The organism is Geodermatophilus sp. SYSU D01119, assembly GCF_054049975.1.
Genome location: NZ_JBJGYL010000026.1, coordinates 19,905 through 44,776 on the forward strand (window position 1 = coordinate 19,905; position 24,872 = coordinate 44,776).

The window sequence follows — 24,872 nt, forward strand, 5'->3', positions numbered from 1 at the left end:
GGGCGCCCTGACCGAGGACCACCCCGCCGCCGAGACGGACCTGCCGCTCGACGAGCTCGCCGGGCTCATCACCGGCGCCGCCGTGCGCCTGGCCGCCGCCACCGCGGAGTGGCTGCTGCTCATCGCCCGGTTCGACCGGCGCGAGGGTTGGGCCGGTCATGCTCTCCGGTCGTGCGCCCACTGGCTGGCCTGGCAGTGCGGGCTGTCCCCGGGCACCGCACGCGAGCACGTCCGGGTCGCCCGCGCCCTCGCCACGCTCCCCGGGATCCGCGCCGCCTTCGCCTCCGGCCGGCTGTCCTACTCCGAGGTCCGCGCCATGACCCGCGTCGCGGCGCCCGACACCGAGGCGGCACTCCTCGCGCTCGCGGGTGAGGCCACCGCCGCGCAGGTGGAGCGGGTGGTCCGGGAGTGGCGCCGCTCCGACGCCGTCGACGCCGGCACCGTCCGCGAGAAGCGGCGCTTCGAGTACTGGTGGGACGACGACGGGATGCTCGTCGTCCGCATGCGCCTCGACCCCGAGCAGGGTGCCACCTTCCTCACCGGCGTCGACGCCCTGGCCGAGCGCGACGCCCGCCGGGAGCGGGCCGCCGCCGGACGGGCGGCCGCTGCCGCGACGGCCACCTCCGGGACCACCGCCACCCCGGGCGCCGACCCGGACGACGCCGTGGACGGCACGGCCGACGAGCCGCTCGACGAGGTCGCCCTCGCGCGGGAACGGACAGCCGAGCGTCGCTGCGCCGCCGTAGCCCGGCTCGGTGCCGCCGCGCCGGAGGCCGACCGACGGGCCGGCGACCCGCCGCGGCGCGAGGTGGTCGTGCACGTCGACGCCGCCGTCCTCGCGGACGACGCCGCGGCGGGCCGCGCGTACCTGGAGAACGGTCCGGCGCTGCACGGCAGCCAGGTCCGCCGGATGCTCTGCGAGGCCACCGTCGTCACGATGCTGGAGCGGGGCCGGGAGCCGCTGGCGGTGGGACGAGCACGGCGGCTGGCCACCCGGGCCCAGCGGCGGGCGCTCGTGCGGCGCGACGGCGGCTGCATCCGGCCGGGGTGCCCCGAGACCCGTCCCGAGCGGCTGCACGCCCACCACCTGCGGCCCTGGTCCTCCGGCGGTGGCACCGACATCGACAACATGGCGCTCCTCTGCGACGCCGACCACGGCCTCGCGCACGACCTCGATCTGCGGATGAGCCGGCGCGGCGGCGAACTGGTCGCCGTGACGCCCGACGGCCGCCGGCTGTGGGGCCGGGGCGACAGCGCCTTCGCCGCGGACGCCCACCTCCCCGACGGCGCCTCCCGGGACGCCGGACGCGGGGCCGTCCTTGGGCTGCTGCCCGGCGGGGGCCGGGACCTCCCCGGGACGCTGGCGGTCGGTGGCGAGCGGATGGACCTCGGCTACGTCGTCGGGGTGCTGCTCGGCAACCGCGACCTGGAGCGCCGGCTCGCCGCCGAGCGCGGCAGTCGGGCGGCCTGACCCGTCCGGCGTTCCCGCGGGAACGCGGGCCACGACCGCGGCGGCGCGGTCAGGGGGGTCCTGACGGAGCCCGACGGGATTGCGTCCGGGGTGGCCGGAGCTGCGGCTCCGGCCACCCCGGACGGGACGTCGTCGGTCAGGCCACCGCGCGACGCCGGGTGACGACCGCCCCGGCGGCGAGGCTCGCCACGAGCCAGCCGGCGAGGACCAGCAGGGACTGCGTCTGGGCCTGCTCCTGGGCGAGGGCGAGCACCGCCTCGGCCGGGTCGAGCCTCGAGCCGACCTCCGGCTTGAAGGTGCGCACCAGCGGCAGCACCCCGAGGACGACGAGGTAGAAGGACGTCAGCGCGGCCGGGGTGTTCGCCAGCGCCGCGCCGATCCCGGTGCCGACCAGCGCGAACACCGCCCCTGCGGCGGCGACCACCCCGAGCGCCCGCCCGGCACCGTCCCAGGACACGCCGTCGGCGAGGAGGGCCAGGGCGCCGGCGACGAGCGCCGCGGACACCGCCGCCAGCGCCGCGCCGAGCAGCCCGACGGCCGCCGCCTTGGCTCCCAGCACCCGGCCGCGGCGCGGGACGAGCAGGTAGGTGGTCTGCACGGTCCGGTGGCTCCACTCCCCCGCGCTGGACAGCACGCCGAGGGCGACCAGCACCAGGCCGGTGAGCATCCCCATGACGCCGATCGGCCCGGTGACCGACCCCAGGTCCTCGTCGCTGGCGGACGCGACGAGGACGGTCGCGGCCGGCGCCAGCAGCGCGGCCGCCGCGGCCAGCGACCGGCCCGAGCGGGTGGACAGGGACTTGCGGACCTCGACGCCGACCAGCGTGGCGGCCGACGGCCCCCCGGCGCGGACGGGCGGCCGGGTGACGGTGGCAGTGGTCGGGGGCGCGGTGGTGCCGGCGGGCAGGACGGTGGCCATGACGGTCTCCAGAGAAGGGGCGGAGGGATAGGGGGTCGGGACGGGCGGGAAAGGCTCAGGCGGCGGTGAGCTGGAAGAACAGGTCCTCGATGCCGCGGCGGACAGGGCGCAGGTCGGTGAGCACCAGGCCGGCCGCGGCGGCGACCGCGCCGACCTGACCGGGCTCGGCGCCCGGCACCACCAGCGCGCCGTCGGCCCCGTGTTGCACGTGGAACCCGGCCGCCTCCAGGGCCCGGGCCAGCGCCGCCGGGTCGGTGGCGCGCACCGTGGCGCCCTCGCCGCCGAGCAGGTCGCCGACCGGGCCGTCGGCCACCACCCGCCCGGCGCCGATGACCAGCAGCCGGTCGACGGTCGACTCCACCTCGCCGAGCAGGTGCGAGGACAGCAGCACCGTCCCGCCGCGGGCGGCGTGGGCCCGGAGCAGGTCGCGCATCCAGCGGATGCCCTCGGGGTCCAGGCCGTTGGCCGGCTCGTCGAAGACCAGCACCGCCGGGTCGGCCAGCAGCGCCCCGGCGATGCCCAGCCGCTGCCGCATGCCCAGCGAGTAGCCGCCGACTCGCCTGCCGGCCGCCGCGGTGAGCCCGACCAGGCCGAGCACCTCCTCCACCCGCGCCGCCGGCACCCCGACGACCGAGGCGAGCAGCCGCAGGTGCGTCCGGCCGGTGCGCCCGGGGTGGACGGCGGAGGCGTCGAGCAGGGTGCCGACGACGGCGCCCGGGTTCGGCAGGTCGGCGTAGGCGCGGCCGTCGATCCGGGCGGTGCCCGCGGTGGCCGGCACCAGGCCGGTCATCATCCGCATCGTCGTCGTCTTGCCCGCGCCGTTGGGCCCGAGGAAACCGGTCACCGTGCCGGGCTCGAGGGTGAAGGACACGTCGTCGACGACGGTCCGGGCGCCGTACTGCTTGGTCAGTCCGCTGACCTCGATCATCGCTGCCTCCGGGCTCTCGCTGCGGTCACCGCAGAACCTGCCGCCCGGGACGGCGTCCCCGCGTCGGCCGGAGGCAGCCGATCCGGGTCGACGGACGGCGCCGTCGTGTCGTCCGGAAGTGGACACGGGACCGCGCCGGACGGACGACCCGCAGGCGCCCCCGGCCGACCTACGCTCCGCCCATGGGGTTCCGGCAGCGCGTGTGGCCGGGCCTGCGCGCGCGCAGCATCGGCTTCGAGGCGCTCCTGGCGCTGGCGAGCGCGGGCACCGTGGCGGTCGGCGTCGTCACCCCGGAGGCGCGCCTGACGCCCGACGCCGTCCTCCTCGGAGGCGGCCTGCTCCTGGTCGCCACCCTGTTCCTGTTCCGGCGGTCGGCACCCGTGGTGCCCTTCGTCGTCAGCGCCGTGCTCGGCGCGCTGGTGCCGGCGCTGGTGATCGGCATGCTGCTCACCGCCTACGCGATCGGCCGCTACGAGGGCCGCTGGGCGGTGCGCGCGGTCGCCGGCGCGCTCGGGACGGTCGCGCTGACCCAGCCGTGGACGGTCGGCACGCCCGACGAGGCGGTGGGGGCGCTCGGCGCGGTGGCCATCGCCCTCGTGCTGCCCGCGGCGCTCGGCATCTGGCAGCGCACCCGGGCCCAGCTGCTCGCCGCGCTCCGGGAGCGGGCGGCGCGCGCCGAGGCCGAGCGGGAGCGGCTCGCCTCCGCCGCGGTGCTGGCCGAGCGCACCCGGATCGCCCGCGAGATGCACGACGCGGTCGGGCACCGGGTGAGCCTGATGGTGCTGCAGGCCGGCGCGATCGAGGTGGCCGCCGCCGACCCCGGGCGGGTGGAGCAGCTCGCCGGGCAGGTGCAGACGGCGGGGCGGCAGGCGCTGGAGGAGCTGCGGCAGATGGTCGGGGTGCTGCGCGCCGGAGAGGTCGACGAGGCCGCGCCGCTCGGGCCGCAGCCCGGCCTGCCCGACCTGCCGCGCCTGGTGGCCTCCGCGCGGGAGGCGGGCATGGCGGTGTGCTGGACCGGCCCCGCGGAGGGGACCGCTCCGGTCGACCCCGTCGTCGGCCGGGCGGCGTACCGCATCGTGCAGGAGGCGCTCACCAACGCCGGCCGGCACGCCCCCGACGCGCCGGTGGAGGTGACCGTCGAGCGCCGTCCGGACGAGCTGCACGTGCGGGTGGTCAACGGCCCGCCCGCCCGGGCGGCCGAACCGGTGCCCGGCGGCGGCTTCGGCCTCGTGGGGCTGGCCGAGCGGGTGCGCACCCTCGGCGGGCGGCTGAGCGCCGAGCCCCGCCTCGACGGCGGCTTCGGCGTCGAGGCGGTGCTGCCCGCGTGACCGGGGACGGGCGCCGGATCCGGGTGCTGCTGGTCGACGACGAGGAGCTGGTCCGCTTCGGGCTGCGGACGGTGCTGGAGGCCGCCGGGGACATCGACGTCGTCGGGGAGGCCGGCGACGGCGCCGCCGGGGTGGCCGCGGCGCGCGAGCTGCGGCCCGACGTCGTGCTCACCGACGTCCGCATGCCCGGGATGGACGGGCTGGCCGCCACCCGCGCGATCCTGGCGCTGCCCGACCCGCCGCAGGTCGCCGTCCTCACCACCTTCCACGTCGACGAGTACGTCTACGCGGCGCTGGCCGCGGGTGCCGCGGGGTTCCTGCTCAAGGACACCCCGCCGCGGCAGATCGCCGCCGCCGTGCGGGCGGTGGCCGACGGGACGGCGACCCTCTCCCCCGCCGTCACCGCCGGGCTGATCGCCTCCTACGTCGGCAGCCGGGCCACCCCGCGGCGGGCCGAGGCGCTGCAGCGGGTGGCCGCCCTCTCCGACCGCGAGCGCGAGGTGCTCACCCTGCTCGGCAGCGGCGGCTCCAACGCCGAGCTGGCCGGCCGGCTGTTCGTCAGCGAGGCCACCGTGAAGACCTACGTCTCCCGGCTGCTCACCAAGCTCGACCTCGCCAACCGGACGCAGGCGGCGATCCTCGCCCACGAGGCAGGCCTGCTCGAGGGCTGACCGCCGCCCGGGTCGGTCCCGCTCAGCGCGACAGCAGCCGCCGCGTCTGCCGGGCGCGGGCGACCAGCGAGCCGTCCTCGGCGCGCAGCTCGGCCTCGTCGACGGCCACGGCGTCGTCGGCCCAGGTGGTCACCTGGTCGACCAGCACCCAGGCGCCCGTCGCCGGCGGCGGGCCGGCGAGGTGGGCGGTGAGCTCGACGGTCGGCATGACCGCGGGGGCGGTGCGGACGGCGAACAGCGACGGCGGCAGCGCGTCGAGCAGGACGCCGAGCTGCACCAGCGGCGGGAGGTCGCCGTCGATGCGCACCCACGCGGTCAGGCGCGGCTCGTCCCCGCCCGCGAGCGGGCGGGAGGTCCCCAGCGCGCGGATCGACGTGTGGTCGGCGATGGGCACCAGGTCCCGCGGGAGCGCGAACGGCACCCCCTCGGCCACCGGCGGGACCGGCACGGACGGCCCCGGGACCGGCGGCCGGGCGACCGTGAGCACCTGGGCGACGGCGGCGAGCCGGCCCTCCTGGTGCAGCGTGGCGCGCACGCTCGCGGTCGTCCCCGCCCGGTCGGGAGCCGCGCCCACGGCCGCCGGCACCCCCGGCTCGACGCCGGCCAGCAGGTGGGCGCTCACCGTCCGCGGGGCGGCGCCGGTCGCCTCCGCCGCCGCGGCCAGCAGGTGCCCGGCGACGAGCCCGCCCTGCACGTGCGAGAAGGACCGCCAGCTCGGGTCGACCACCAGCGCCGGCGCGGCGCCGGCCTCCACCACGCCGGCCTCCACCACGCCGGCCTCCACCACGCCGGTCACGGCAGCGCGGGGTACAGCGCCGTGACGCCGCCGGCCAGGCCGGACTGCACCCGGCGGCTGACGTCGTCGGCCAGGACCTCGTACGTGCCGGCCGCGACGCCGTCGAGCGCGGCCCGCACGACGTCGGCCGGGGCGGACTTGGGGGCGTCGATGCCGGCGGTCATGTCGGTGTCCACGTAGCCGACGTGCAGCGCCGTCACGCGGATCCCGCGGGGCGCGAGTTGCTGGCGCAGCGCGTTGGTCATCGCCCACGCCGCCGACTTCGACGCGCAGTAGGCGCCGGTGCCCGGGAAGGCCAGCCAGGACAGCGCGGAGAGGACGTTGAGCACGCCGCCCCCGGCCGGCAGCTGCGGCAGGAAGGCCCGGGTGACGGCGAGCGGGCCGAGGTAGTTGACGTCGAGCTCGCGCTGCACGTCGGCGAGGTCGCCGGTGAGCAGGTCGACGCGGGAGTCGATGCCGGCGTTGTTCACCAGCAGCGTCACGTCGCCGGTGGCCGCGGCCGCCGCGGCGACCGACGCCGGGTCGGTGACGTCGAGGGCCACCGCCTTCGCGCCGGGCAGGTCGACGGCGTCGGGGTCGCGCGCCCCGGCGTACACGGTGGCGCCGCGGGCGAGCAGCTCGAGCGCGAACGCCCGGCCGAGCCCGCGGTTGGCGCCGGTGACGAGGGCGGTGGTGGCGGCGAGGTCCACGGATCCTCCTGAGACGTCGGTTGGACCGTCCAACCGACGCGTCAGGACCGTACACCACTCGGTATGAGGATCAAACCGAGGAGGCGTACTCGTACTCGAGCCCGAAGGCGCCCGTGGCCACCTCGCCGTCCCGCCGGTGTGCGGACATGACCGCACCGGTGGACGTGACCTCCGACGAGACCGTCCGCCACGTCCGCGGCGCCGCGCCGCCCTCGAACAGCCGCTTCCCCCGCCCGAGCACCACGGGGAAGACGACGGTGCGCAGCTCGTCGACGAGGTCCTCGGCCAGCAGGGTCTGCACCAGCCCGATCGAGCCGTGCACCTGCAGCTCCCCGCCGTCGGCGGCCTTGAGCGCGCGGACGGCGGCCGGCACGTCGCCGCCCAGCAGCCGGGCGGTGGACCACTCCAGGGAGGTCAGCGTCCGCGAGGCCACGTGCTTGGTCTTGGTCTGCAGCGCCGTCGCCACCGCGTCGCCGGTGGGGTCCACGTGCGGCCAGTGCTGGGCGAAGATCTCGTACGTCGTCCGGCCGAGCAGGAAGTCCTCGGCGGGGGCGAACCAGGCGTCCATCTGCGCGCCGAGCCGCTCGTCGAAGAAGGGCACCAGCCACCCGCCGTACGGGAAGCCGCCCGAGGTGTCCTCCTCCGGGCCGCCCGGCGCCTGGGCGACGCCGTCGAGGGTCAGGAACGTGGTGACGGTGAGCGCGCGCATCGGGTCCTCCTGGGGAGCGGGGCTGTCGGAGGGACAGACGGCGGCGGGCGTGGCGACTCATCGGTCCGGGTGAGGTCCGGGCGAGGTGCGGGGCGTGCGCTCCAGTTGTGCGCAACCGGTGCCGATGGGGGGACGTCACCCCTCACGGACGAGGAGCACCGATGGCCCGACAGCGCACGGACGCCGAGCAGCAGATCGCCGACCTGCTGCACACGGCGAGGAAGTCGCTGCACATGAGCGTGGCGTTCCTCAGCCGGCTCGACGGCACCACGCAGCACCTCGAGGTGGTCGACACCCGGGTGCCGGTGCTCGTGCAGGAGAAGGCGAAGGTCGCCCAGGACACCTCGTTCTGCCAGGCGATCCTCGACGGGAAGCTGCCCGCCGTCATCGACGACGTGAAGCGCCACCCGCTGGCGATGTCGCTGCCGGCGGCGCGCATCCCGCGCATCCGCAGCTACGTCTCGACGCCGGTGACGCTGTCCGACGGCTCGCTCTACGGCACCTTCTGCGCGTTCGGCTTCACCTCCGACAAGGAGCTCACCGGCCGCGACGAGGCGCTCATGAAGGTCCTCGCCTCCGCCGCCTCGGTGATCATCGAGCCGGAGATCCGCGAGCAGCAGCGCCGCGACGACATCGACGGCCGGCTCGACCCGCTGGTCGCCGCCGGCGGCCCGAGCGTCGTCCTGCAACCGATCGTCGACCTGGCCACCGGCGTCCGGGTGGGCGCCGAGGCGCTCAGCCGCTTCCCGCGCGAGTGGGGCAAGGGCCCCGACGTCGTCTTCGAGGAGGCGCACAGCGTCGGCCGCGGTCACGAGGTCGAGCTGCTCGCCCTCCGCGGCGCGGCCGCGCACCTGGACCGGGTGGGCGGCTACGTGGCGATGAACGTGTCCCCGCAGACCCTGCTCACCCCGGAGTTCGCCGGGCTGCTGAGCGACCTGCCCCTCGACCGCGTCCTGCTCGAGCTCTCCGAGCACGACCCGGTCGCGGACTACGACGCGCTCACCACCGCGCTCCTGCCGTTCCGCGCGGCGGGCATGCGGCTGGCCATCGACGACGTCGGCGCCGGTTTCTCCTCGCTGCGGCACATCGTGGTGACCGACCCCGACGTCATCAAGATGGACCGCAGCATCGTCAGCGGCCTGCACGCCGACCCGGTGCTGTCCAAGCTCGTCGAGTCGCTGGTCAACTTCGGCCACGGGTGCGGCGTGAAGGTGGTCGCCGAGGGCATCGAGACGGCGGAGGAGGCCGCGCGGCTGCGCGACCTCGGCGTCGACCTCGGCCAGGGCTGGTTCTTCGGCCGCCCGGGCCCGCCGGAGGCGCTGTCCCCGGTGGCCCCCGCCGTCCCGTCGCCCCGGGCCGCGGAGCGCCAGCCAGCTTGAGGACCCGGACGCGCGCACCCGGCGGGTCAGGCACCCGGCGGCTCAGGGGGCCGGCGCAGCAGGTAGACGACGTGGTCGGGCGGGTCGACCGGGTTGTCCGGCGTCAGCGGACCCTCCGCGACGCGGGTGAACCCGGCCCGCTCCAGGGCCCGCCACGACGCGACGTTGCCCGCGGCCACCGGCACCAGGACGGCGTCGGCCTCCGGGTACGCCGCCCAGCTGTCCGCCACGAACGCCCGCAGCACCGCCGCGCCCGCACCCCCGCCGCGGACGCCGGGCTCGCCGATGAGGTAGTCGATCGACAGCGCGCGCGGCGGCACCGCCACCACCGGCGCGAGCTCGTCCACGTACTCCGGGAAGTCCGCGATCCGGTACCGCTGCACCAGCCCGAACGGCCGGCCGCCGGCCAGCGCGAGCAGCACCTCGGCGGGGTCGGTGCCGTCGATGCACGGCCCGAAGTCGGCCTCCAGCGCCTCCGGCGTCGTCTCGTGCGCCCACCAGCGGGCCACCAGCGGCTCCTCCAGCCAGCGGCCCAGCAGCGGGAGGTCGGCGCGGGTCAGCGGGCGGAAGCCCACCGGGCCGTCGAGCACCTCGCCACCGTAGGGCGCGGGCACCCCCGACGGGGGATGCGCGCTCGAGCAACGACGCTCCCGGGCCGACGAGGACACGGACAGCAGCACTCCCGAGGAGACCGACCGTGCACGCATCCCGACGGCCGTCCCCGTCCGGCGGCCTCCCGCGGACGGCGACGGTCTCCGTCACCCCCACCGCCCTCGACGGCCTGGCCCGCGCCACGCTGGAGGCCACCGCCGCCCTGGTCCTCGTCTGCGACGACGGCGGCCGGGTCCTGCTGGCCAACCCGGCGCTGCAGCGCTTCGCCGGGCGCACCCGTGAGGAGCTCGTCGGCCGCCCGTTCTGGGAGGTGGTCGCCCTCCCCGAGGAGGTGGAGCTCGCCCGGGCCGCCATGGCGATGGTGGTCTCCGGCCGCCCGGCCGTCCCCGGCGAGGTCGACTGGCTCACCGGCGACGGCGCCCGGCGGCGCATCGAGCTGCAGACCAGCGTGCTGACCCGCGACGACGGGACGCCCTACGCGATCGCGTTCGTCGGCATCGACGTCACCACCCACCGCGAGCGCGAGGCCCAGGTGCGCCGGCAGGCGGTCACCGACCCGCTCACCGGCCTGGCCAACCGCAGCGCCCTGTTCGCCGTCCTCGCCGCGCGGCTGCACGTCGAGACCGGCGACGGGTGCAGCCTGGTCTTCTGCGACCTCGACGGCTTCAAGGCCGTCAACGACCGCTTCGGCCACGCCGCCGGCGACCGGCTGCTGGTCGCCGTCGCCGGGCGGCTGCGGGAGCTCACCGGCCCGGACGACGTCGTCGCCCGGCTCGGCGGCGACGAGTTCGTCGTCGTCTCCCGCGGCCTGGACGCCGACGGCGCGGCCGAGCGGGCGCGCCGGATCGAGGCGGCCGTGCGCGAGCCGTTCGACGTCGCCGGCGAGGTCGTGCGGATCGGCGTGAGCACCGGGACGGCCACCGGCGGCCCCGGCGACGACCCCGACAGCGTGATGAACCGCGCCGACATGGCCATGTACGGGGTCAAGAGCGTGCGGCGCTCCCGGCGCTGACCTGCGCGGGCCGGGAACATCCGGCCCGGCGGCCGCGCTGCCGCCGGCATGCCCAAGACCTGGTTCATCACCGGCGCGTCCCGCGGCTTCGGCCGCGAGTGGGCGATCGCCGCCCTCGAGCGCGGCGACACCGTGGCCGCCACCGCCCGCGACACCGCCAGCCTCGACGACCTGGTGCAGCGCTTCGGCGACGCCGTCCTGCCGCTGCGGCTCGACGTCACCGACCGCGAGGCCGACGTCGCCGCCGTCCGGCAGGCCGCCGAGCGGTTCGGCCGCCTCGACGTCGTCGTCAACAACGCCGGCTACGGCCAGTTCGGCATGGTCGAGGAGGTCTCCGAGGCCGAGGCCCGCGCCCAGTTCGAGACCAACCTGTTCGGCGCGCTGTGGGTCACCCAGGCCGCGCTGCCGGTCATGCGGGCGCAGGGCTCCGGCCACGTCCTGCAGGTCTCCTCGATCGGCGGCATCAGCGCCTTCCCGAACATCGGCATCTACAACGCCTCCAAGTGGGCGCTCGAGGCGTTCAGCCAGTCGCTGGCCGCCGAGGTCGCCGACTTCGGGATCAAGGTCACGATCATCGAGCCCGGCGCCTACGGCACCGACTGGGGCGGCTCGTCGGCGAAGCACGCCACGCCGGACCCCGCCTACGACGCCTTCCGCGAGAAGGCCGCCGAGCAGCGGAGGGCCCGCGCCGGGAACCCCGGCGACCCGGTCGCCACCCGCGACGCCGTCCTGCAGCTCGTCGACGCCGACGAGCCGCCGCTGCGCGTCTTCCTCGGCGACGGCCCGCTGGCCATCGCCATCCGCGACTACGAGTCCCGGCTCGCCGAGTGGCGGCGCTGGGAGCCGCTGTCGGTCGCCGCGCACGGCCGGCGCGACTGACCCCGGCGGGGAACCGAACCGGCCGGGGACCGGCCGACCGTCCCCGGCCGGCCCTAGGGTCCGCGGCGTGCCGACCGCGACCGCCGCCGACGTCCTCGCGTACCGCGCCGCCGCCCAGCAGCTCGACCGCGACGCCGGGACGGCGGGCGGCACCTCAGCTCGTGACACCGCCGTCCTCGACCTCGGCGTCCAGGACACCGGGCCCGACGGCGGCGCCTGGGCGCTGGCGATCCGCGGCGTCGAGCCGGACGACCGCGAGCTGGCCACCGTCTGGACGCTGCGCGGCGCCCCGCACCTGTACCGCCGGGAGGACCTGCCCGGTGTCGCGGCCGCCACCGCGCCGTTCTCCGAGGCCGACGCCGCCAAGCGCGTCTACGACGCCGCGAAGCCGCTGAAGGCCGCCGGCATCCCCGTGCTCACCGCCCTGGACACCATCGCGGCGGCGATGCGCGAGGCCGTGACCGCCCCGAGGGTCAAGGGCGAGGTGTCGCGGGCGGTCTCCGACGCCCTGGCCGGCGACGACGAGCCCGGCCCGTTCACCCGGTACTGCCGCCCGTGCGACGCGGTGCACCTGTTCGAGCAGCCCTTCCGGCTCGCGGCCCTGCGGGCGGGCCTGGAGCTGCAGCCGGGCACCTCCCCGCCGGTGCTGCAGCCGGTGCCCGGGTTCGCGCCGGAGGAGACCGTGCCGGCCCGGCTCGACGTCGTCCGCGCGTACCTGCGCCTGCTCGGGCCGGCCACGCCGCAGCACGTCGCCGGCTACCTCGACGCGCCGGTGAAGGACGTCAAGGCGCGCTGGCCCGAGGACGCCGTCGAGGTGGACGTGGACGGGGAGCGCCGCTGGCTGCTCGCCGGCGACGCCGGCCGGCTGGGCGCCGCGGCGCACCGCGGCGTGCGCCTGCTCGGCCCGTTCGACCTGTTCCTGCAGGCCCGGGACCGCGAGACGCTGGTGCCCGACCCCGCCCGCCGCAGGGAGCTGTGGCCGGTGCTCGGGCGGCCGGGCGCGGTGCTCGCCGACGGCGCGATCGCCGGCGCCTGGCGGCCCCGGAAGGCGGGGAGGGCGCTCGCCGTCGCCGTCGAGCCGTGGACCCGACTCTCGCCCACCGTCCGGGCCGCCGTGGAGGAGCAGGCCGAGCGCCTCGCCGCCTTCCGCGGCATCGGCCTGAAGGCGGTGGAGGTCGGCTGAGGGTCTGGCCGGGGATCAGATCCCGGAGACGAGGCCGCGGAGGTCGCGAGCCATCCGGGTGGCCTCCTCGGCGGCACCGGCGATCGCCCGGCGGGCCTGCTCGGAGGCGCTGTCCTGCTCCGCGACGGCGGCGGTGATCGTCGTCTGGGCCGACACGACGCCGCTGATGATCTCCTGCACGCCACCCAGCGCAGCTCCCGCCGCGCCCACGTCGCCACGGACGACCTCGACGACCCGGCGGATCCGCTCGGTGGCCCGTGCGGTCTCGGTGGCGAGGTCCTTGACCTCCCCGGCGACGACGGCGAAGCCCTTGCCGGCCTCACCCGCGCGGGCGGACTCGATCGTGGCGTTGAGTGCGAGCAGGTTGGTCTGGTCGGCGATCCCGGAGATGCTGCCGGCGATCTGGTCGATCTCGGCCATGGTGACCGCGAGCCGCTCGACGGTCTCGGCGCTGGCGCGCGACTGCTCGCTCGCCTCGTGTGCCGTCGTGGTCGCCGAGGTGGCGGCAGCTGCGATCTCGCCGATCGCGGCACGCAGGCCGTCCATGACGGTGGTGGCCAGTCCCACGTTGGCGTCCAGCCGCTGGCCGGCGTCGAGCAGCGCGGTGTGCTGGTGCTCGAGGGCGGCAGCTCGCCGCTCCCGCTCGGCCAGCCGGGCGGCGGCCTCCTCAGCGACGCGCGCCCGCTCCTCGGCCAGTTCGCGGGTCGCCTCGACCTGAGCCGCCTGCTGCTCCTCGGCCCGGCGCCGCTCGGTCCGGCGCGCTCGCTCGGAGGCCTCGGCGAACTTCCAGCCGTACGCGAGGAAGGTCGCCTCGGCGAGGATGAAGACCGCGTGCAGCCCGGCGAAGAGGACGGGGTGCTCCTGTCCCTCCTGGGTCGAGAACACCGACGTGGGCATCCAGAGGCTCATCGCCGCGTGGTGCACGGCGACGAACGCGACGGCGAGCAGGAACGGGATCCACGCCTGGTAGAGCGAGACGAGCGCGAGGACCACGTAGAACCAGATGTGCAGGTCGGTGAGCCCGCCACCCACGTGGACGAGGACGTCGGCACCGATCATCAGGCCGAGGCCGACCGCGCTGGCCCGGGCCGCCTGGCCGCGGAGGACCTGGCCGAGGACGAGCACCGCCACCAGGGCGGCGAGCTGCCCCCAGAGCAGCCAGCCGCCCACGCCGCGGGCGAGGCCGACGGCCACGAGCACCGGCACGTGCAGCGCCAGCACCACGGAGATCACCCGGTGACGGCCGGCGAAGCTCTCGTCGTCGAGGCGGACGCCGCGGGGGAGTACGGAGGATCGGTGCGCCACGTCACTGGAGGGCATGCCGGACAGATCGGCACCACATCGCCCGCCATGAAGTCGGACGCAACAGTTCCGTTCGTGCGACGACCCGGCGAGCACCGGCTCCTCAGGCGGCGAGCAGGTCCTCGGCGTCGCCGGCGGCCACCAGCTCGGCGTAGCGGCCGCCGCGGGCCACGAGCTCCGCGTGCGTGCCCGACTCGACCACCCGGCCGGCGTCGAGGACGACGATCCGGTCGGCGTGCCGCACGGTGGACAGCCGGTGGGCGATGGTGATCGTCGTCCGGCCGCGGCGCGCCTCGTCCAGCGCGTCCTGCACGGCCCGCTCGGTGGCGGTGTCCAGCGCGCTGGTGGCCTCGTCGAGGACCAGCACCCGCGGGTCGCGCAGCAGCGTGCGGGCGATGGCGAGCCGCTGCTTCTCCCCGCCGGAGAACCGGTGCCCGCGGGCGCCGACGACCGTGTCGTAGCCGTCGGGCAGGGCGGCGATGACGTCGTGCACCTGGGCACGGCGGGCCGCCTCCTCGATCTCGGCGTCGGTGGCGCCGGGGCGGGCGTGCCGCAGGTTCTCGCGCACGGTGGTGTGCAGCAGGTAGGTCTCCTGCGACACGACGCCGACCACCCGGGCGAGCGTGGCCAGCCGCAGGTCGCGCAGGTCGACGCCGTCGACGCTCACCCGGCCGGTGGTCGGGTCGGCGAGCCGGGCGACCAGCGAGGCCATCGTCGACTTGCCCGACCCGGTCTCGCCCACCAGGGCCAGCGTCGTGCCGGCGGGGACGACCACGTCGACGTCGGCCAGCGCGGGGCGTGCCCCGTCGGGGTAGGTGAACCCGACGCCCTCCCACCGCACCTCGCCGCGCACGGCGGCGGGGTCGAGCTCGACCGGGTCGGCCGGGTCGTCGATCTCCACGGGCAGGTCGAGGTACTCGAACACCCGGCTGAACAGGGCCATCGAGCTGGTCACGGTGACGCCGACGTCGAGCAGGCCCATGAGCGGGCGGAACAGCGCGCCCTGCAGCGTGGTGAAGGCGACCAGCGTGCCGATCGTCATCCCGCCGGAGGTCGCCGGCAGGCCCGCGAACAGGTAGATCAGGGCCGGGATGCCGGCGAAGACGATGTTCATCGTGGCCATCCGCCAGCGGCCGGCCAGCTGGGAGCGCACCTCGAGGCCGACGAGGTCCTCCGAGGTGGCGGCGAACCGCCGGGACGCGGCGGGGCCGGCGCCCAGCGTCTTGCCGAGGAGCACGCCACTCACGCTGAGCCCCTCCTCGACCTGCCCGTGCAGGTCGGCGAGGTGCCGCTGGCGCTGCGCGGTGACCGCCCGGCGCATCCGCGCCACCTTGCGGGTCAGCGCGATCGCCGGCGGCAGCACGACCAGCGAGAGCAGGGACAGCCGCCACGACAGCGCCACCATGGCGACCACGGTGCCGACGACGGTGGTGGCGTTGGCCGCCAGCGACGTCGCCGTCGAGGTGACCACCGACTGCATGCCGCCGATGTCGTTGGTCAGCCGGGACTGCACCTCGCCCCCGCGGGTGCGGGTGAAGAAGCCCAGCGACTGGCGCTGCAGGTGGGTGAAGACGGCGGTGCGCAGGCCGTGCATGACCCGCTGCCCGACGGTCGTGGACAGCCACGTCTGCACGACGCCGAGGACGGCGGTGAGCGCGGTGACGGCGACCATCCCGGCGACGGCCAGGACGAGCAGGTCGACGTCCTGCTGCGGGATGGCCTCGTCGATGACCAGGCGCACCAGGAACGGCGTCGCCAGCGCGACGGCCGAGGAGCTGACGATGAGCGCGACGACGGTCGCGACCTGCCAGCGGTACGGGCGGAACAGCGCCGTCACGCGGCGCAGCGGGACCGGCGCGCGCTCCAGCTGCGCGCGGTCCGCGGGGTCGACGGTGCGGCCCGACCGCCCGCCGGAGCCGCTGCCGCGGCCCAAGGGTCCCTCGTCGATGGCGACCACCTCCGGTTGTTGAGGCTACCTCACGATCCGGTAACCTCAGGGCATGGCGGCGCATTCCCGGGACGACGACGCGGCCGTGGTGGACCTGCTGATGCGCGCGGCGCGCACCCAGCGGCGACGCTGGCTCGACGTGCTCGCCCCCTGGGACCTCTCGCCGCACCACGCGCGGGCACTGCGGGTCGTGGCCGGGCGCGACGGCACCCGGCTGTCCGACCTGGCCGAGGCGCTGCACATCGCCCCCCGCTCGGCGACCGAGGTGGCCGACGCGCTGCAGGCCCGCGGCCTGGTGGAGCGCACACCCGACCCGGCCGACCGCCGCGCCGTCGTCCTGCGGGCCACCGACGAAGGCCTGCGCGTGCGGGCCGAGGTCGACGCCGCCCGGGCGGCCGACAGCCGCGAGCTGCTGGCCCGCCTGTCACCCGGCGACCGCGCCGAGCTCGCCCGCCTGCTCCGCGCCCTCACCGACTGACCCCGCCGCCGGTCCGGGCGGCCTTCGTCGCGCTGTTGGCCCCTGGCTGCCGCCGCCCGTGCGCGGAAGGCGCCGGAAGGAGGGCCTGTGTAGCGCTGTCGGCCCTCGCCTCCCGCGCGCTGGATGGCGGGACCACCGATCGGTGGACCCCGGCGGGTGGACGGCGGTGCCACGATCGGCGCATGGGCGAGCCGGTGCGCACCGAGCAACTGCGGGTCTCCGACGTCGAGCGCGCCGCGGTGCAGGAGCGCCTGCGCCGGGCGGTCGGGGCGGGCCAGCTGGACCTGCACGAGTTCGACGAGCGGCTGCAGGCGGTGTGGGCGGCCCGCACCCGCGGCGAGCTGCAGCGGGTGACCCTCGACCTGCCCGAGCCGCCGCCCCCGCCGCCGCCGGCCCCGCGGCACCGCGTCTTCTCCACCACCCCCGGCGGCACCGCGATGCGGGTGCTCACCACGGTGTGGGCGAGCATCGTGGCGGTCAACGTCGTCGTCTGGCTGCTGGTCTCGCTGGGCGCCGGCGGCCCGGTGTACCCGTGGTTCATCTGGCTCGCGCCGTCCGGTGCGGTGCTCGCGGTGCTCTACGCCACGGGGATCGGCCGCCCCCGCCGCTGAGTCAGCGCTCGGAGCGGCGGCGCTGGCGGGTCTTCGCGCCGTACATGGCCCGGTCGGCCCGCGCGACCACCTCGTCGGGCGCGTCCCCGGCCCGGCCGACCGCGCCCCCAACGCTGACCCCGACCCGCAGCGCGCCCGCGACCGTGGGCACCGGCGCGGTCACCCGCTCCCGCACCCGCACGGCGAGCTCGGCGACCTCGTCCTCCTCGCAGCCGGGGCACAGCAGCACGAACTCGTCGCCGCCGAACCGCGCGACGACGTCGTCTCCCCCGACCGCCGTCTGCAGCCGGGCGGCGACCTCGGCGAGGACGGCGTCGCCCACCGCGTGCCCGTGCACGTCGTTGACCACCTTGAACCCGTCGAGGTCGCAGAACAGCACGCCGCAGGGCACGCCGTCCTCCTGCGCCAGCCGCCGGCCGAGCTCCTCGAAGAAGGTGTGCCGGTTGGGGATGCCGGTGAGCCGGTCGGTGCGCGCCCGCTGGGCCAGCGCCTCCTCGCGGCGCCGCTGCTCGGTCACGTCCATGCCGACGGCGGCCACCGCGTAGGGGCGGCCGTCGGGCCCGGTGAGCACGTTGTTGCGCATCGAGATGAGCCGCCGGGTCCCGTCGGCGGTCAGCCAGTCACCCTCCTGCGGGTACGCCCGGCCGGTGGCGACGGCGCGCGCGACGGCGTCGAGGGCGAGCTCCCGGTGCTCCGGGGCGACGAAGACGTCGACGAACAGCTCGCCGAGCAGCCGGTCGGGCGTGCGCCCGGTGAACCGCTGCAGCGCCGGGTTGGCCAGCAGGATCCGGCCCTCGCCGTCCACCACGCAGACGAGCGCGTCGGTGCCCTCGACGAACCCGTGGGCGAGCCGGGCGTCCACTCAGCCGCGCTCGGCGGGGGCGCTGCGGTCGCCGTCGCCGTGCCCGATGGCCATCCCGGCACCTCCCCGTCGTCCGCCCGCGGGCGATGAGACCACGCCCACCGTCGCACGTCGATACGACGCTCCGCCGTACCGGATCAGTTCTCCCCGCCGGGCCGGCGCCGCGCGCCCCACACGAGCAGCACGCCGGCGACGAGGAGCACCGCCCCCGACCCGGCGGGCAGGGCCGGCTCGGCACCGGTCCGCGCCAGGGCGGCCGGAGCCGGCGCCCGGGCGGGCGACGGGGTGGACGACGGGGTGGTCGGCCGGGCGGTGACCGGCGGGGCGACCGGCGGGGCCACCGGAGCGGCGTCCACCGGCACGGTCAGCCCGGCGCTCGCGGTGGCCGCGCCGAGGCGGGAGCGGACCGGCGGCGTGCCGGTGACCGTGGCGGTGCTGCTCAGCCGGCCGAGCGCCAGGTCCTCGCCGGTGACCTCGCGGCCGCGGTCGGCCCAGCACCCGGTGGACGTGCCCGGTGCGAGGTCGGTGCGCTGGCAGACGACGTCGCCGGCGGCGGGGTCGGCCACGGAGAGGCCGGTGAGCGTCACGGTCCCGGTGTTGCGCACGGCGTAGCGGGTGCGCACGACGTCCCCGACCCGCGGGGCGACGACGGGGGTGCCGGTACCCGCGTCGGTGAAGGCGACGACGAGGTCGACGCCGCGCCGCGGGGCCGCGGTGGGCACGGGGTCGTCCGCGGGTGCGGAGGCCACCGTGGCGCCGGTGAGCGCGGCGGTGCCGGAGGCGACGGCGGGGGCGGCGACCGGGGTGCCGAGGAGGTCGTCCTCGGTGACCGCGCGCGCGGCGGTGTCGCACTCCGCCGACCCGCCGGGGAGGAGCAGCGGCGTCGCGCAGCCCGCGACGGCGGGCGCGGACGCGGCGGCCGCGAGGCCCGCGCCCGCCGGGACGGCGCCGGCCGCGCCGGCCGGCGCGACCGTGACGCCGGCGACCGGCACGTTGCCGGTGTTGGTGACGACGAGGTGCCAGGTGACGGTGTCACCGAGGTCGGCGGCGGTCTGCCGGGCGGCCGGGCGCACCCGCGCGACCGAGGTCAGGGCGAGCGCCGGCGCCGGGGTGGTGGCCACGCGGGCGCCCGCGTCCGGGCCGGTCACCGCGGCGCCGTCCCGCACCGCGCGGGCCGTGGCGGTGGCGGTGGCGACCAGGGCGCCGGCCGCGGAGTCGCCGTCGGTGACGACGACGGGGTCGGAGGTGCAGCGCACCGACGCCCCCGCGGCCAGCCGGCCCACCGGGCAGCCGACGTACAGGCCCGGAGCGGTGACCAGCAGGTCCTCGAGCGTGACGTTGCCGGTGTTGGTGACCTGCACCAGCCAGGTGACGGTCTCGCCGGCCTCCAGCGCCGCGTCGCCGTCGTCGGCCCAGTCGGCGGTGGTGACCAGCCGGAGGGCGGGCGCCGAGGCGGGTGCCGCGACCGGGGCGGAGGCGGGCGCGGAGCGCAGCGCCGGGCCACCGGTCTGGGTGGCCGTGGCCGACGCGGTGAGGCCGACGGGCAGGCCGGCGTCGACGTCGTCCTGGCCGAGCACGTAGGCGCCGCCCCCGGTGCACGGGGTCCACTCACCCGGGGCGAGGACGGCCGCGCCGCAGGCCGGCGTGCCGCCCGCGGAGTCGGTCACCGCGACGTCGGCGACCGTGACGTTGCCGGTGTTGGTGACCGTCCATGCGTAGGTGATCCGGTCGCCGACGGCCGCGGCGGTGCCCGCCGGGACGCCGGTCAGCTGCAGCCGGCCGGCCGGCGCGGCGGTGGCCACCTCGCCGGTGGCCGGGGCGGAGTCGACGGTGCGGGCGCCGGCGGTCCAGGTGGCGGTGGCGTCGGCGGTGCGGGTCAGCCGCCCGGTGCGCAGGTCGGCCTCGGAGACGGTGCGGACGGCGGCGGAGGTGCACGTCACCGACTGCCCGGGCCGCAGCGGGCCCGTGCCGCAGGGCAGCGCGGTGCCGCCGGGCTCGCGGACGGTGACGCCGTCGAGCGGCACGGTGCCGACGTTGGTGACCGTGTGGTGCCAGGTGACCCGGTCGCCGGGGTCGGCGGGCACCGACCCGTCGTCGACCGTGGCGGTGACGGCGGTCGCGAGGCCCGGCACCGGGGTCCCCGGCACGGAGGAGGCGGCGGTGGCGCCGGTGCCGTGCCCGGTCCGCGGGTCGGCCGCCACGGCCACGGCGTCCTCGGTCAGCGTCCCGGCGGCCTCCTCCTCGGTGGTGACCACGTGCGCGGCGGTGCGGCACACGGCGGTGGCGCCCGGGGCGAGGGCGGCGGGCGGGCAGGCGGCCGCGCCGGTGCGCGGGGTGCTGGCGCTGAGGGCCGACAGCGTGACGTCCCCGGGGTTGCCGACGACCAGCGACCAGGTCACCGTCTCGCCGGCCTCGAGGACGCCGTCGCCGTCGTCCTGGTGGTCGGGGACGGCGGTCAGCGCCAGCGCGGGCGCGGCGGCGTCCAGGGCGACCGGGTCGGAGGCGGGGCCGAAGGGCAGCGGGGTGTCCGACCCCGCCGGGACGCCCGAGGCCCACGCGGTGCCGCCCACAGGACGGCCGGCGTCGAACTCGGCCTGGGTGACCCGGTGGCCGCCGCCGGTGGCGCAGGTGGTGCGCTCGCCGGGCGCGAGCACGTCCTGGACGCAGCCGGCCGGGCCGACCAGGTCGTCGGTGACGGTGACCAGGCGGATCGTCACGTTGCCGGTGTTGGCGACGGCGTGCCGCCAGCGCAGCTCGCTGCCGACCCGCGCCGGGGCGGGGTTGCCGGGGTCGGCCTGCACGGTGACCTGCAGCGACCGGACGACGTCGGCCAGCCCGACCGACCGCACCGCGGGCGCGGAGCGGACGGTCCCGCCCAGCGCCGACGGGGTGCCGACGGCGCTCGCGCGGGCGGCGAGCCGGCCGGCGAGCAGGTCGGCCTCGCCCACGACGGTGCCGTGCACGGCGGTGCAGGCGGCGGAGGCGCCGGGCTCCAGCACCGTCCGGTCGCAGGTGACCGCGCCCGCGCGGGCGTCCTCGACCGCCACGTCGCGGACCGCGACGGTGCCGAGGTTGGTCACCCCGTAGTGCCAGGTGACGACGTCGCCGAGCCCGGGGGCGCGGCCGGCGACCGGTCCCTCGCCGGTGACCGCCAGGCCGAGCGCCGCGCGGGGGTCGTCGGGCACGGCGGCCGACGACGGGGCGCTGCGGACCGGCGCGCCGGTGCGCCCGTCGGTGGCGGTGGCGGCGGCGGTGACCGACCGCTGGCCGGCGAGGACGTCGGCGGAGGTCACCGGCGCGGCCGGGGCGGTGCAGGTGGTGACCGCGCCGGGGGCGAGCTCGCCCGCGTCGCACACGAGGGCGGGCGCGCCGGGGGCGTCGACGGCGACGTCCCGCAGCGTGACGTCGCCGCGGTTGGCCACCAGCGCGGTCCACGTGACCGTCTCGCCGGCGTCGAGGGCGTCGTCGCCATCGGCGTCGTCCCAGACCGGCACCAGGGTGGCCTCGAGCGCGGGGGCGGTCGCGGCGAGCGGCAGGTCGGTGCGGACCGGGTCGAACACCAGGTCGGTGGTGCGGTCGGGCGAGCGGCCGGCGGCGGTGACCAGGCTGGCGAGCGGGGCGCCGAGGTCGAACTCGGCCTGGGTGACGCGGTGCCCGGCGTCGGCGCGGCAGGTCATGGCCTCGCCGGGCCCGAGCCGGTCGCGCGGGCAGGTGACGCCGCCGCCGGTGAGCGGCTCGGTGAGCCGGATGCCGGACATGACGACGTTGCCGTCGTTGGTCACCTCGTAGGTCAGCGTCAGGGTGTCCCCGGTGCGCAGCGCCGCGGTGTCGGCCGGCGGGGCGACGGCGGCCACGGTGCGCACGAGCAGGTCCCGGTCGGCCGGGGTGACGGCGACGGTCGCCGTCGCGGTGTCGTTGCCCGCCTGCGGGTCGCGGGCGTCCGAGCCGAGCGCGGCGGCGCCGTTGACCACGTCGGAGGCGGCCTCGGCGGTGCCGTCGACGGTGAGCGTGACGGTCTGGCCGACGGCGAGGAACGGGATGCGCCAGGTGCCGTCGGCGTCGCCGTAGGTGCCGGCCGACGGTGTGGCGCCGGTCAGCACGACGCCGGGCCGGGGCTCCTCCCGGACGAGCACGTCGCGGGCGTCGGAGGGGCCGCGGTTGGTGGCGGTGACGGTGAACCGCACCGGGTCGCTCTGCACGACGGCGGGGGTGTCGGCGGTCTTGGCGACGGCGACGTCGGCGCGCCGCTCGACCGGCACGGTCACGCTGCTGGTGTCGTTGGCGCGGACGGGGTCGGCGGAGGCGGCGGTGACCGTCCGGGTGCGGGTGAGCGTCGCGTCGGTCCAGCTCGTGCGCAGCAGGCCGACGTGGGTGAGCTGCCAGGTGCCGCCCGCGGCCAGCTCGGGCAGGGTGCACAGCAGCACCCCGCCGTCCACGGCGACGCCGTCCTGGACCGTGCCGGAGAACTCGCAGCTCCCGCCGCTGAGGGTGGTCGCGGGCAGCGTCTGCCCGGCGCCGACCGCCTGACTGACCAACAGGCTCTCCGCCCGCGTGGGGCCGGCGTTGGCGACGGTGACCACGGTCCGCACGTCGGTCCCGGGCACCACCGCGGACCCGGGCTCCGCCGCGTTCTCGACGGTCTGGGTCAGCGCCAGGTCGGCCTCGAGCACGATCTGCCCGGTGAAGGAGTCGGAGTCGTTGGTGCGGTCGCCGTCGGGCACCGCGGAGACGGCGGTGACGAACGCGCCGCCGGGCCCCTCCTCGGCGGCGGGCGAGACGACCGCCTGGCCGGTGACCACCAGCTGCTCGCCGGCCCGCAGCAGCGGGATGCTGCAGCCGGCGCCCGGGGTGCAGCCGGCGTAGGAGATGGCGGTGGTGACCAGGCCGGGGGCCAGCGTCGCGCGGACGACGACGTTGGTGGCGTCAGAGGGGCCGGCGTTGGAGACGACCAGGGTGAAGGGGAACCGGTCGCCCGGCCGCACCGTCGTGTGCTGGGGGTCCACCTGCAGGTCGACGCCGACGTCGGCGGACTGGCTGCCGCTGCCGGCGACCTCCGCGGTCAGGTCGGAGACGTCGGGGTCGGGCGTGCCGGCCGAGACCGACACGGCGTTGTCGATGGCGCCGGTGCCCGAGGCCGGCAGCTGCAGCTCGATGCGCACCTGCGCGGCGTCGCCGGGCGCGAGCTCGGGCAGCGCGCAGCGCAGCGTCCGCGACCCGGCGGGCAGCGCGCAGGACCCGCCCGGGACGGTGGCGCCCACCAGCGCCGCGCCGTCGGGGAGGGCGTCGAGCAGCACGACGCCGCGCGCGGTGGACGGGCCGTCGGCGCGGACCGTGGCGGTGTAGACGACCGGGCCGCCGGCGACGCCCTGCGCCCGGTCGGCGGCCAGGGTCACCGAGACGTCGGCGGAGGCGGTCACCGAGTCGGTGAGCGAGGCGGTGTTGTTGCCGGCGACGTGGTCGAAGGTGTCGCCGGTGGCCGCGGCCGACACCGTGTACTGGGTGCCCGGGGCGGCGCCGGCGGGCACCGTGCCCGACACCGTCACCGTCCGGGCGTCCCCCGGCGCCAGCGCGGACAGCCGGCAGGTGACCGCGGTGCCGGAGACGGTGCACGTCCCGCCGGAACTGCTCGCCGCGAGTCCCGCCAGCTGCGCCGGCACGGTCACCGTGACCACCGGCGCGGCCTCGGGGGCGGGCCCGTTGCCGCGGACGGTCGCCGTCCAGGTCACCGGGGAGCCGGCGACGAGCGCGGCGGGGCTCTGCGCCAGCGCGACGGCGAGGTCGGCGGCGGCGCCGACGGCGGTGGACACCGTGGTCGACCGCGACGTCCGGGTGGTGCCGGTGAGCGGGTCGGTGAAGGAGACGGTGGCGTCGTCGGTGACGGTGGTCGCCGACGCCGAGGGCCGCACCCGGACCTGCCAGCTGACGCCGTGCGCCTCGCCCGGGGCGACGGCCCCGCCGGCGGCGGCGGTGGCGCCCTCGCCGATCCGCACCCGCACGGTCCGCGTCGCGGCGTCGTACTCGGCGGCGTCGTCCCCGGCCGCGTCGGTGCGGGCGGCCGTGGCGGTACCGGTGGTGACGCGCAGGGAGCCGGGCACGAAGTCGACGCCGGCCGGGAGCTCGTCGGAGACCACGGTGCCCCGGGCCGGGTTCCCGCCGTCGTTGCGCGTGGTGACGGCGTAGGTGAGCACGTCGCCGACCTGGGCGGTCGTGCCGCCGCGCTGCGTCGTCACGGTCTCGGTGGTGACCAGGCACGGGCCGGTGCCGAAGGAGATGCTGTCGAGGAAGTTGCCGACCGAGGCGTTGCCGCCGGCCGCGCTCACCGACTGGAACGCGAAGCGGGTGGTCGTCTGGCCGGCGGGCACGGTGTAGACGCCGCTGTGCGTGCCCCACGTCCGGCCGTCGCTGAGGTTGGCGCCCTGCCGGGTGACGAGGGACAGCGGCGTGCCGGGGACGGCGATGTGCACGGCCATGGTGTCGGTGCCCAGGCGCCCGCGGTGCTGCAGCTCCCAGCGCAGCGTCTGGCCGGGGGAGGTCGGCACGTCCTGGTAGAGCGTGGACACCTGGTTGGCGTTGAGCTCGGCGAACTGGGCGCCCGAGCCGGCCGGCACGCCCTGGTAGCCGCGCCACAGCTCGATCTGCCTGTCGGTGGCCGTCGTCGTCCAGCCCGGCACCTGGTCCTGGTGGAGGAAGGCCAGGTCGTTGGCCCGGATGGCCGGCTGCTCGAAGCCGCCGTTCGCCAGCGCCACGGTCGAGGAGCAGGAGACCGGGTCCTGCGCGGCGGTGTCGAGCCCGGGGACGGGTGCGGCGGGCACGACGGCGACGACGGCGCCCGCGTACAGCCCGCCGACCAGGGCCAGCGCGCCCCATGCGAGGGAGCGCCCGCGCACCGTCCGCCGCACGTCCACCTCCCTGGTCGCCATCGGTCCCGCTGACCCCACCGGTCACTCGGTGGTGCGCAACCTGACAGCGCGGGACGGGACACGCGGGGACGCCGCGGCCGTGTCGCGGCAGAAAGGTCGGTGACCGCCCCGCGGGCGTCGACATGGCGATCGCGCAGGTCAGCGGCGTGTCGCGCGCGACGCGCGCGGCGTCCCT

19 protein-coding genes are annotated in these 24,872 nt (G+C 77.4%); 9 read left to right on the forward strand and 10 right to left on the reverse strand.

All coding sequences use genetic code 11. The features are described from left to right. Positions 1-82 precede the first annotated feature (82 nt). Positions 83-1,471, forward strand: coding sequence for a DUF222 domain-containing protein (locus tag ACI79X_RS18270; protein WP_457026836.1), 1,389 nt, complete (start codon positions 83-85; stop codon positions 1,469-1,471). Positions 1,472-1,607: 136 nt separating this feature from the next. Here ACI79X_RS18270 and ACI79X_RS18275 read toward each other — a convergent pair whose 3' ends face one another. Both ACI79X_RS18275 and ACI79X_RS18280 read right to left on the reverse strand, forming a co-directional pair. After that, complete coding sequence (locus tag ACI79X_RS18275; protein ID WP_457026837.1) at positions 1,608-2,390, reverse strand: hypothetical protein; 783 nt, start codon at positions 2,388-2,390, stop codon at positions 1,608-1,610. A 55-nt stretch (positions 2,391-2,445) separates the two neighbouring features. Next, a complete protein-coding gene (locus ACI79X_RS18280; protein WP_457026838.1) occupies positions 2,446-3,318 on the reverse strand; it encodes an ABC transporter ATP-binding protein in 873 nt (290 codons plus the stop codon). A gap of 182 nt (positions 3,319-3,500) precedes the next feature. Between ACI79X_RS18280 and ACI79X_RS18285 the strand changes: the two genes are divergently transcribed. Both ACI79X_RS18285 and ACI79X_RS18290 read left to right on the forward strand, forming a co-directional pair. Continuing rightward, positions 3,501-4,646: a sensor histidine kinase gene (locus ACI79X_RS18285; protein WP_457026839.1), complete on the forward strand. Its 1,146-nt coding sequence runs from the start codon at positions 3,501-3,503 to the stop codon at positions 4,644-4,646. After that, a complete protein-coding gene (locus ACI79X_RS18290) occupies positions 4,643-5,317 on the forward strand; it encodes a response regulator transcription factor (RefSeq protein ID WP_457026840.1) in 675 nt (224 codons plus the stop codon). The genes ACI79X_RS18285 and ACI79X_RS18290 overlap by 4 nt, the downstream gene beginning before the upstream one ends. Positions 5,318-5,339: 22 nt before the next feature. Here the strand turns inward: ACI79X_RS18290 and ACI79X_RS18295 are convergent, their stop codons facing one another. The 3 genes from ACI79X_RS18295 to ACI79X_RS18305 all read right to left on the reverse strand — a co-directional run bounded on the left by ACI79X_RS18295 (position 5,340) and on the right by ACI79X_RS18305 (position 7,511). Further along, on the reverse strand, positions 5,340-6,113 hold the full coding sequence (locus ACI79X_RS18295) for a thioesterase family protein (protein ID WP_457026841.1): 774 nt from the start codon (positions 6,111-6,113) through the stop codon (positions 5,340-5,342). Continuing rightward, positions 6,110-6,802 (reverse strand): SDR family oxidoreductase, encoded by a 693-nt coding sequence (locus ACI79X_RS18300; protein ID WP_457026842.1) that lies wholly within the window; start codon positions 6,800-6,802, stop codon positions 6,110-6,112. The genes ACI79X_RS18295 and ACI79X_RS18300 overlap by 4 nt, the downstream gene beginning before the upstream one ends. Positions 6,803-6,872: 70 nt before the next feature. Continuing rightward, a complete protein-coding gene (locus tag ACI79X_RS18305) occupies positions 6,873-7,511 on the reverse strand; it encodes a dihydrofolate reductase family protein (protein ID WP_457026843.1) in 639 nt (212 codons plus the stop codon). A 161-nt stretch (positions 7,512-7,672) separates the two neighbouring features. On the opposite strand from ACI79X_RS18305, the gene ACI79X_RS18310 reads away from it, so the two are divergent. Further along, positions 7,673-8,890, forward strand: coding sequence for an EAL domain-containing protein (locus ACI79X_RS18310; RefSeq protein WP_457026844.1), 1,218 nt, complete (start codon positions 7,673-7,675; stop codon positions 8,888-8,890). 26 nt (positions 8,891-8,916) lie between these two features. On the opposite strand, the gene ACI79X_RS18315 is transcribed toward ACI79X_RS18310, so the two are convergent. Continuing rightward, a complete protein-coding gene (locus ACI79X_RS18315) occupies positions 8,917-9,480 on the reverse strand; it encodes a GNAT family N-acetyltransferase (protein WP_457026845.1) in 564 nt (187 codons plus the stop codon). 107 nt (positions 9,481-9,587) lie between these two features. Here ACI79X_RS18315 and ACI79X_RS18320 point away from each other — a divergent pair, with 107 nt between their 5' ends. The 3 genes from ACI79X_RS18320 (at position 9,588) to ACI79X_RS18330 (ending at position 12,576) form a co-directional block, all read left to right on the forward strand. After that, on the forward strand, positions 9,588-10,514 hold the full coding sequence (locus ACI79X_RS18320) for a diguanylate cyclase domain-containing protein (protein WP_457026846.1): 927 nt from the start codon (positions 9,588-9,590) through the stop codon (positions 10,512-10,514). A gap of 48 nt (positions 10,515-10,562) precedes the next feature. After that, positions 10,563-11,393: an SDR family oxidoreductase gene (locus tag ACI79X_RS18325; protein ID WP_457026847.1), complete on the forward strand. Its 831-nt coding sequence runs from the start codon at positions 10,563-10,565 to the stop codon at positions 11,391-11,393. Between the two features lie 67 nt (positions 11,394-11,460). Beyond that, entirely contained in the window at positions 11,461-12,576 is a 1,116-nt protein-coding gene (locus tag ACI79X_RS18330; RefSeq protein WP_457026848.1) for a winged helix DNA-binding domain-containing protein, read from the forward strand. A 15-nt stretch (positions 12,577-12,591) separates the two neighbouring features. Here ACI79X_RS18330 and ACI79X_RS18335 read toward each other — a convergent pair whose 3' ends face one another. Together ACI79X_RS18335 and ACI79X_RS18340 are read right to left on the reverse strand one after the other, a co-directional pair. Next, positions 12,592-13,881: a methyl-accepting chemotaxis protein gene (locus tag ACI79X_RS18335; protein WP_457026849.1), complete on the reverse strand. Its 1,290-nt coding sequence runs from the start codon at positions 13,879-13,881 to the stop codon at positions 12,592-12,594. Between the two features lie 100 nt (positions 13,882-13,981). After that, positions 13,982-15,811 carry an ABC transporter ATP-binding protein gene (locus ACI79X_RS18340; RefSeq protein ID WP_457026850.1) on the reverse strand — a complete coding sequence of 610 codons (1,830 nt, stop codon included), beginning with the start codon at positions 15,809-15,811 and terminating at the stop codon, positions 13,982-13,984. Between the two features lie 67 nt (positions 15,812-15,878). Between ACI79X_RS18340 and ACI79X_RS18345 the strand changes: the two genes are divergently transcribed. Both ACI79X_RS18345 and ACI79X_RS18350 read left to right on the forward strand, forming a co-directional pair. After that, positions 15,879-16,304: a MarR family winged helix-turn-helix transcriptional regulator gene (locus ACI79X_RS18345; protein ID WP_457026851.1), complete on the forward strand. Its 426-nt coding sequence runs from the start codon at positions 15,879-15,881 to the stop codon at positions 16,302-16,304. Between the two features lie 182 nt (positions 16,305-16,486). Further along, positions 16,487-16,915: a DUF1707 SHOCT-like domain-containing protein gene (locus ACI79X_RS18350; RefSeq protein ID WP_457026852.1), complete on the forward strand. Its 429-nt coding sequence runs from the start codon at positions 16,487-16,489 to the stop codon at positions 16,913-16,915. Between the two features lies 1 nt (position 16,916). On the opposite strand, the gene ACI79X_RS18355 is transcribed toward ACI79X_RS18350, so the two are convergent. Continuing rightward, complete coding sequence (locus ACI79X_RS18355; protein WP_457026853.1) at positions 16,917-17,777, reverse strand: GGDEF domain-containing protein; 861 nt, start codon at positions 17,775-17,777, stop codon at positions 16,917-16,919. Between the two features lie 137 nt (positions 17,778-17,914). Beyond that, entirely contained in the window at positions 17,915-24,697 is a 6,783-nt protein-coding gene (locus tag ACI79X_RS18360) for a DUF7507 domain-containing protein (protein WP_457026854.1), read from the reverse strand. Between the last annotated feature and the right edge of the window lie 175 nt (positions 24,698-24,872).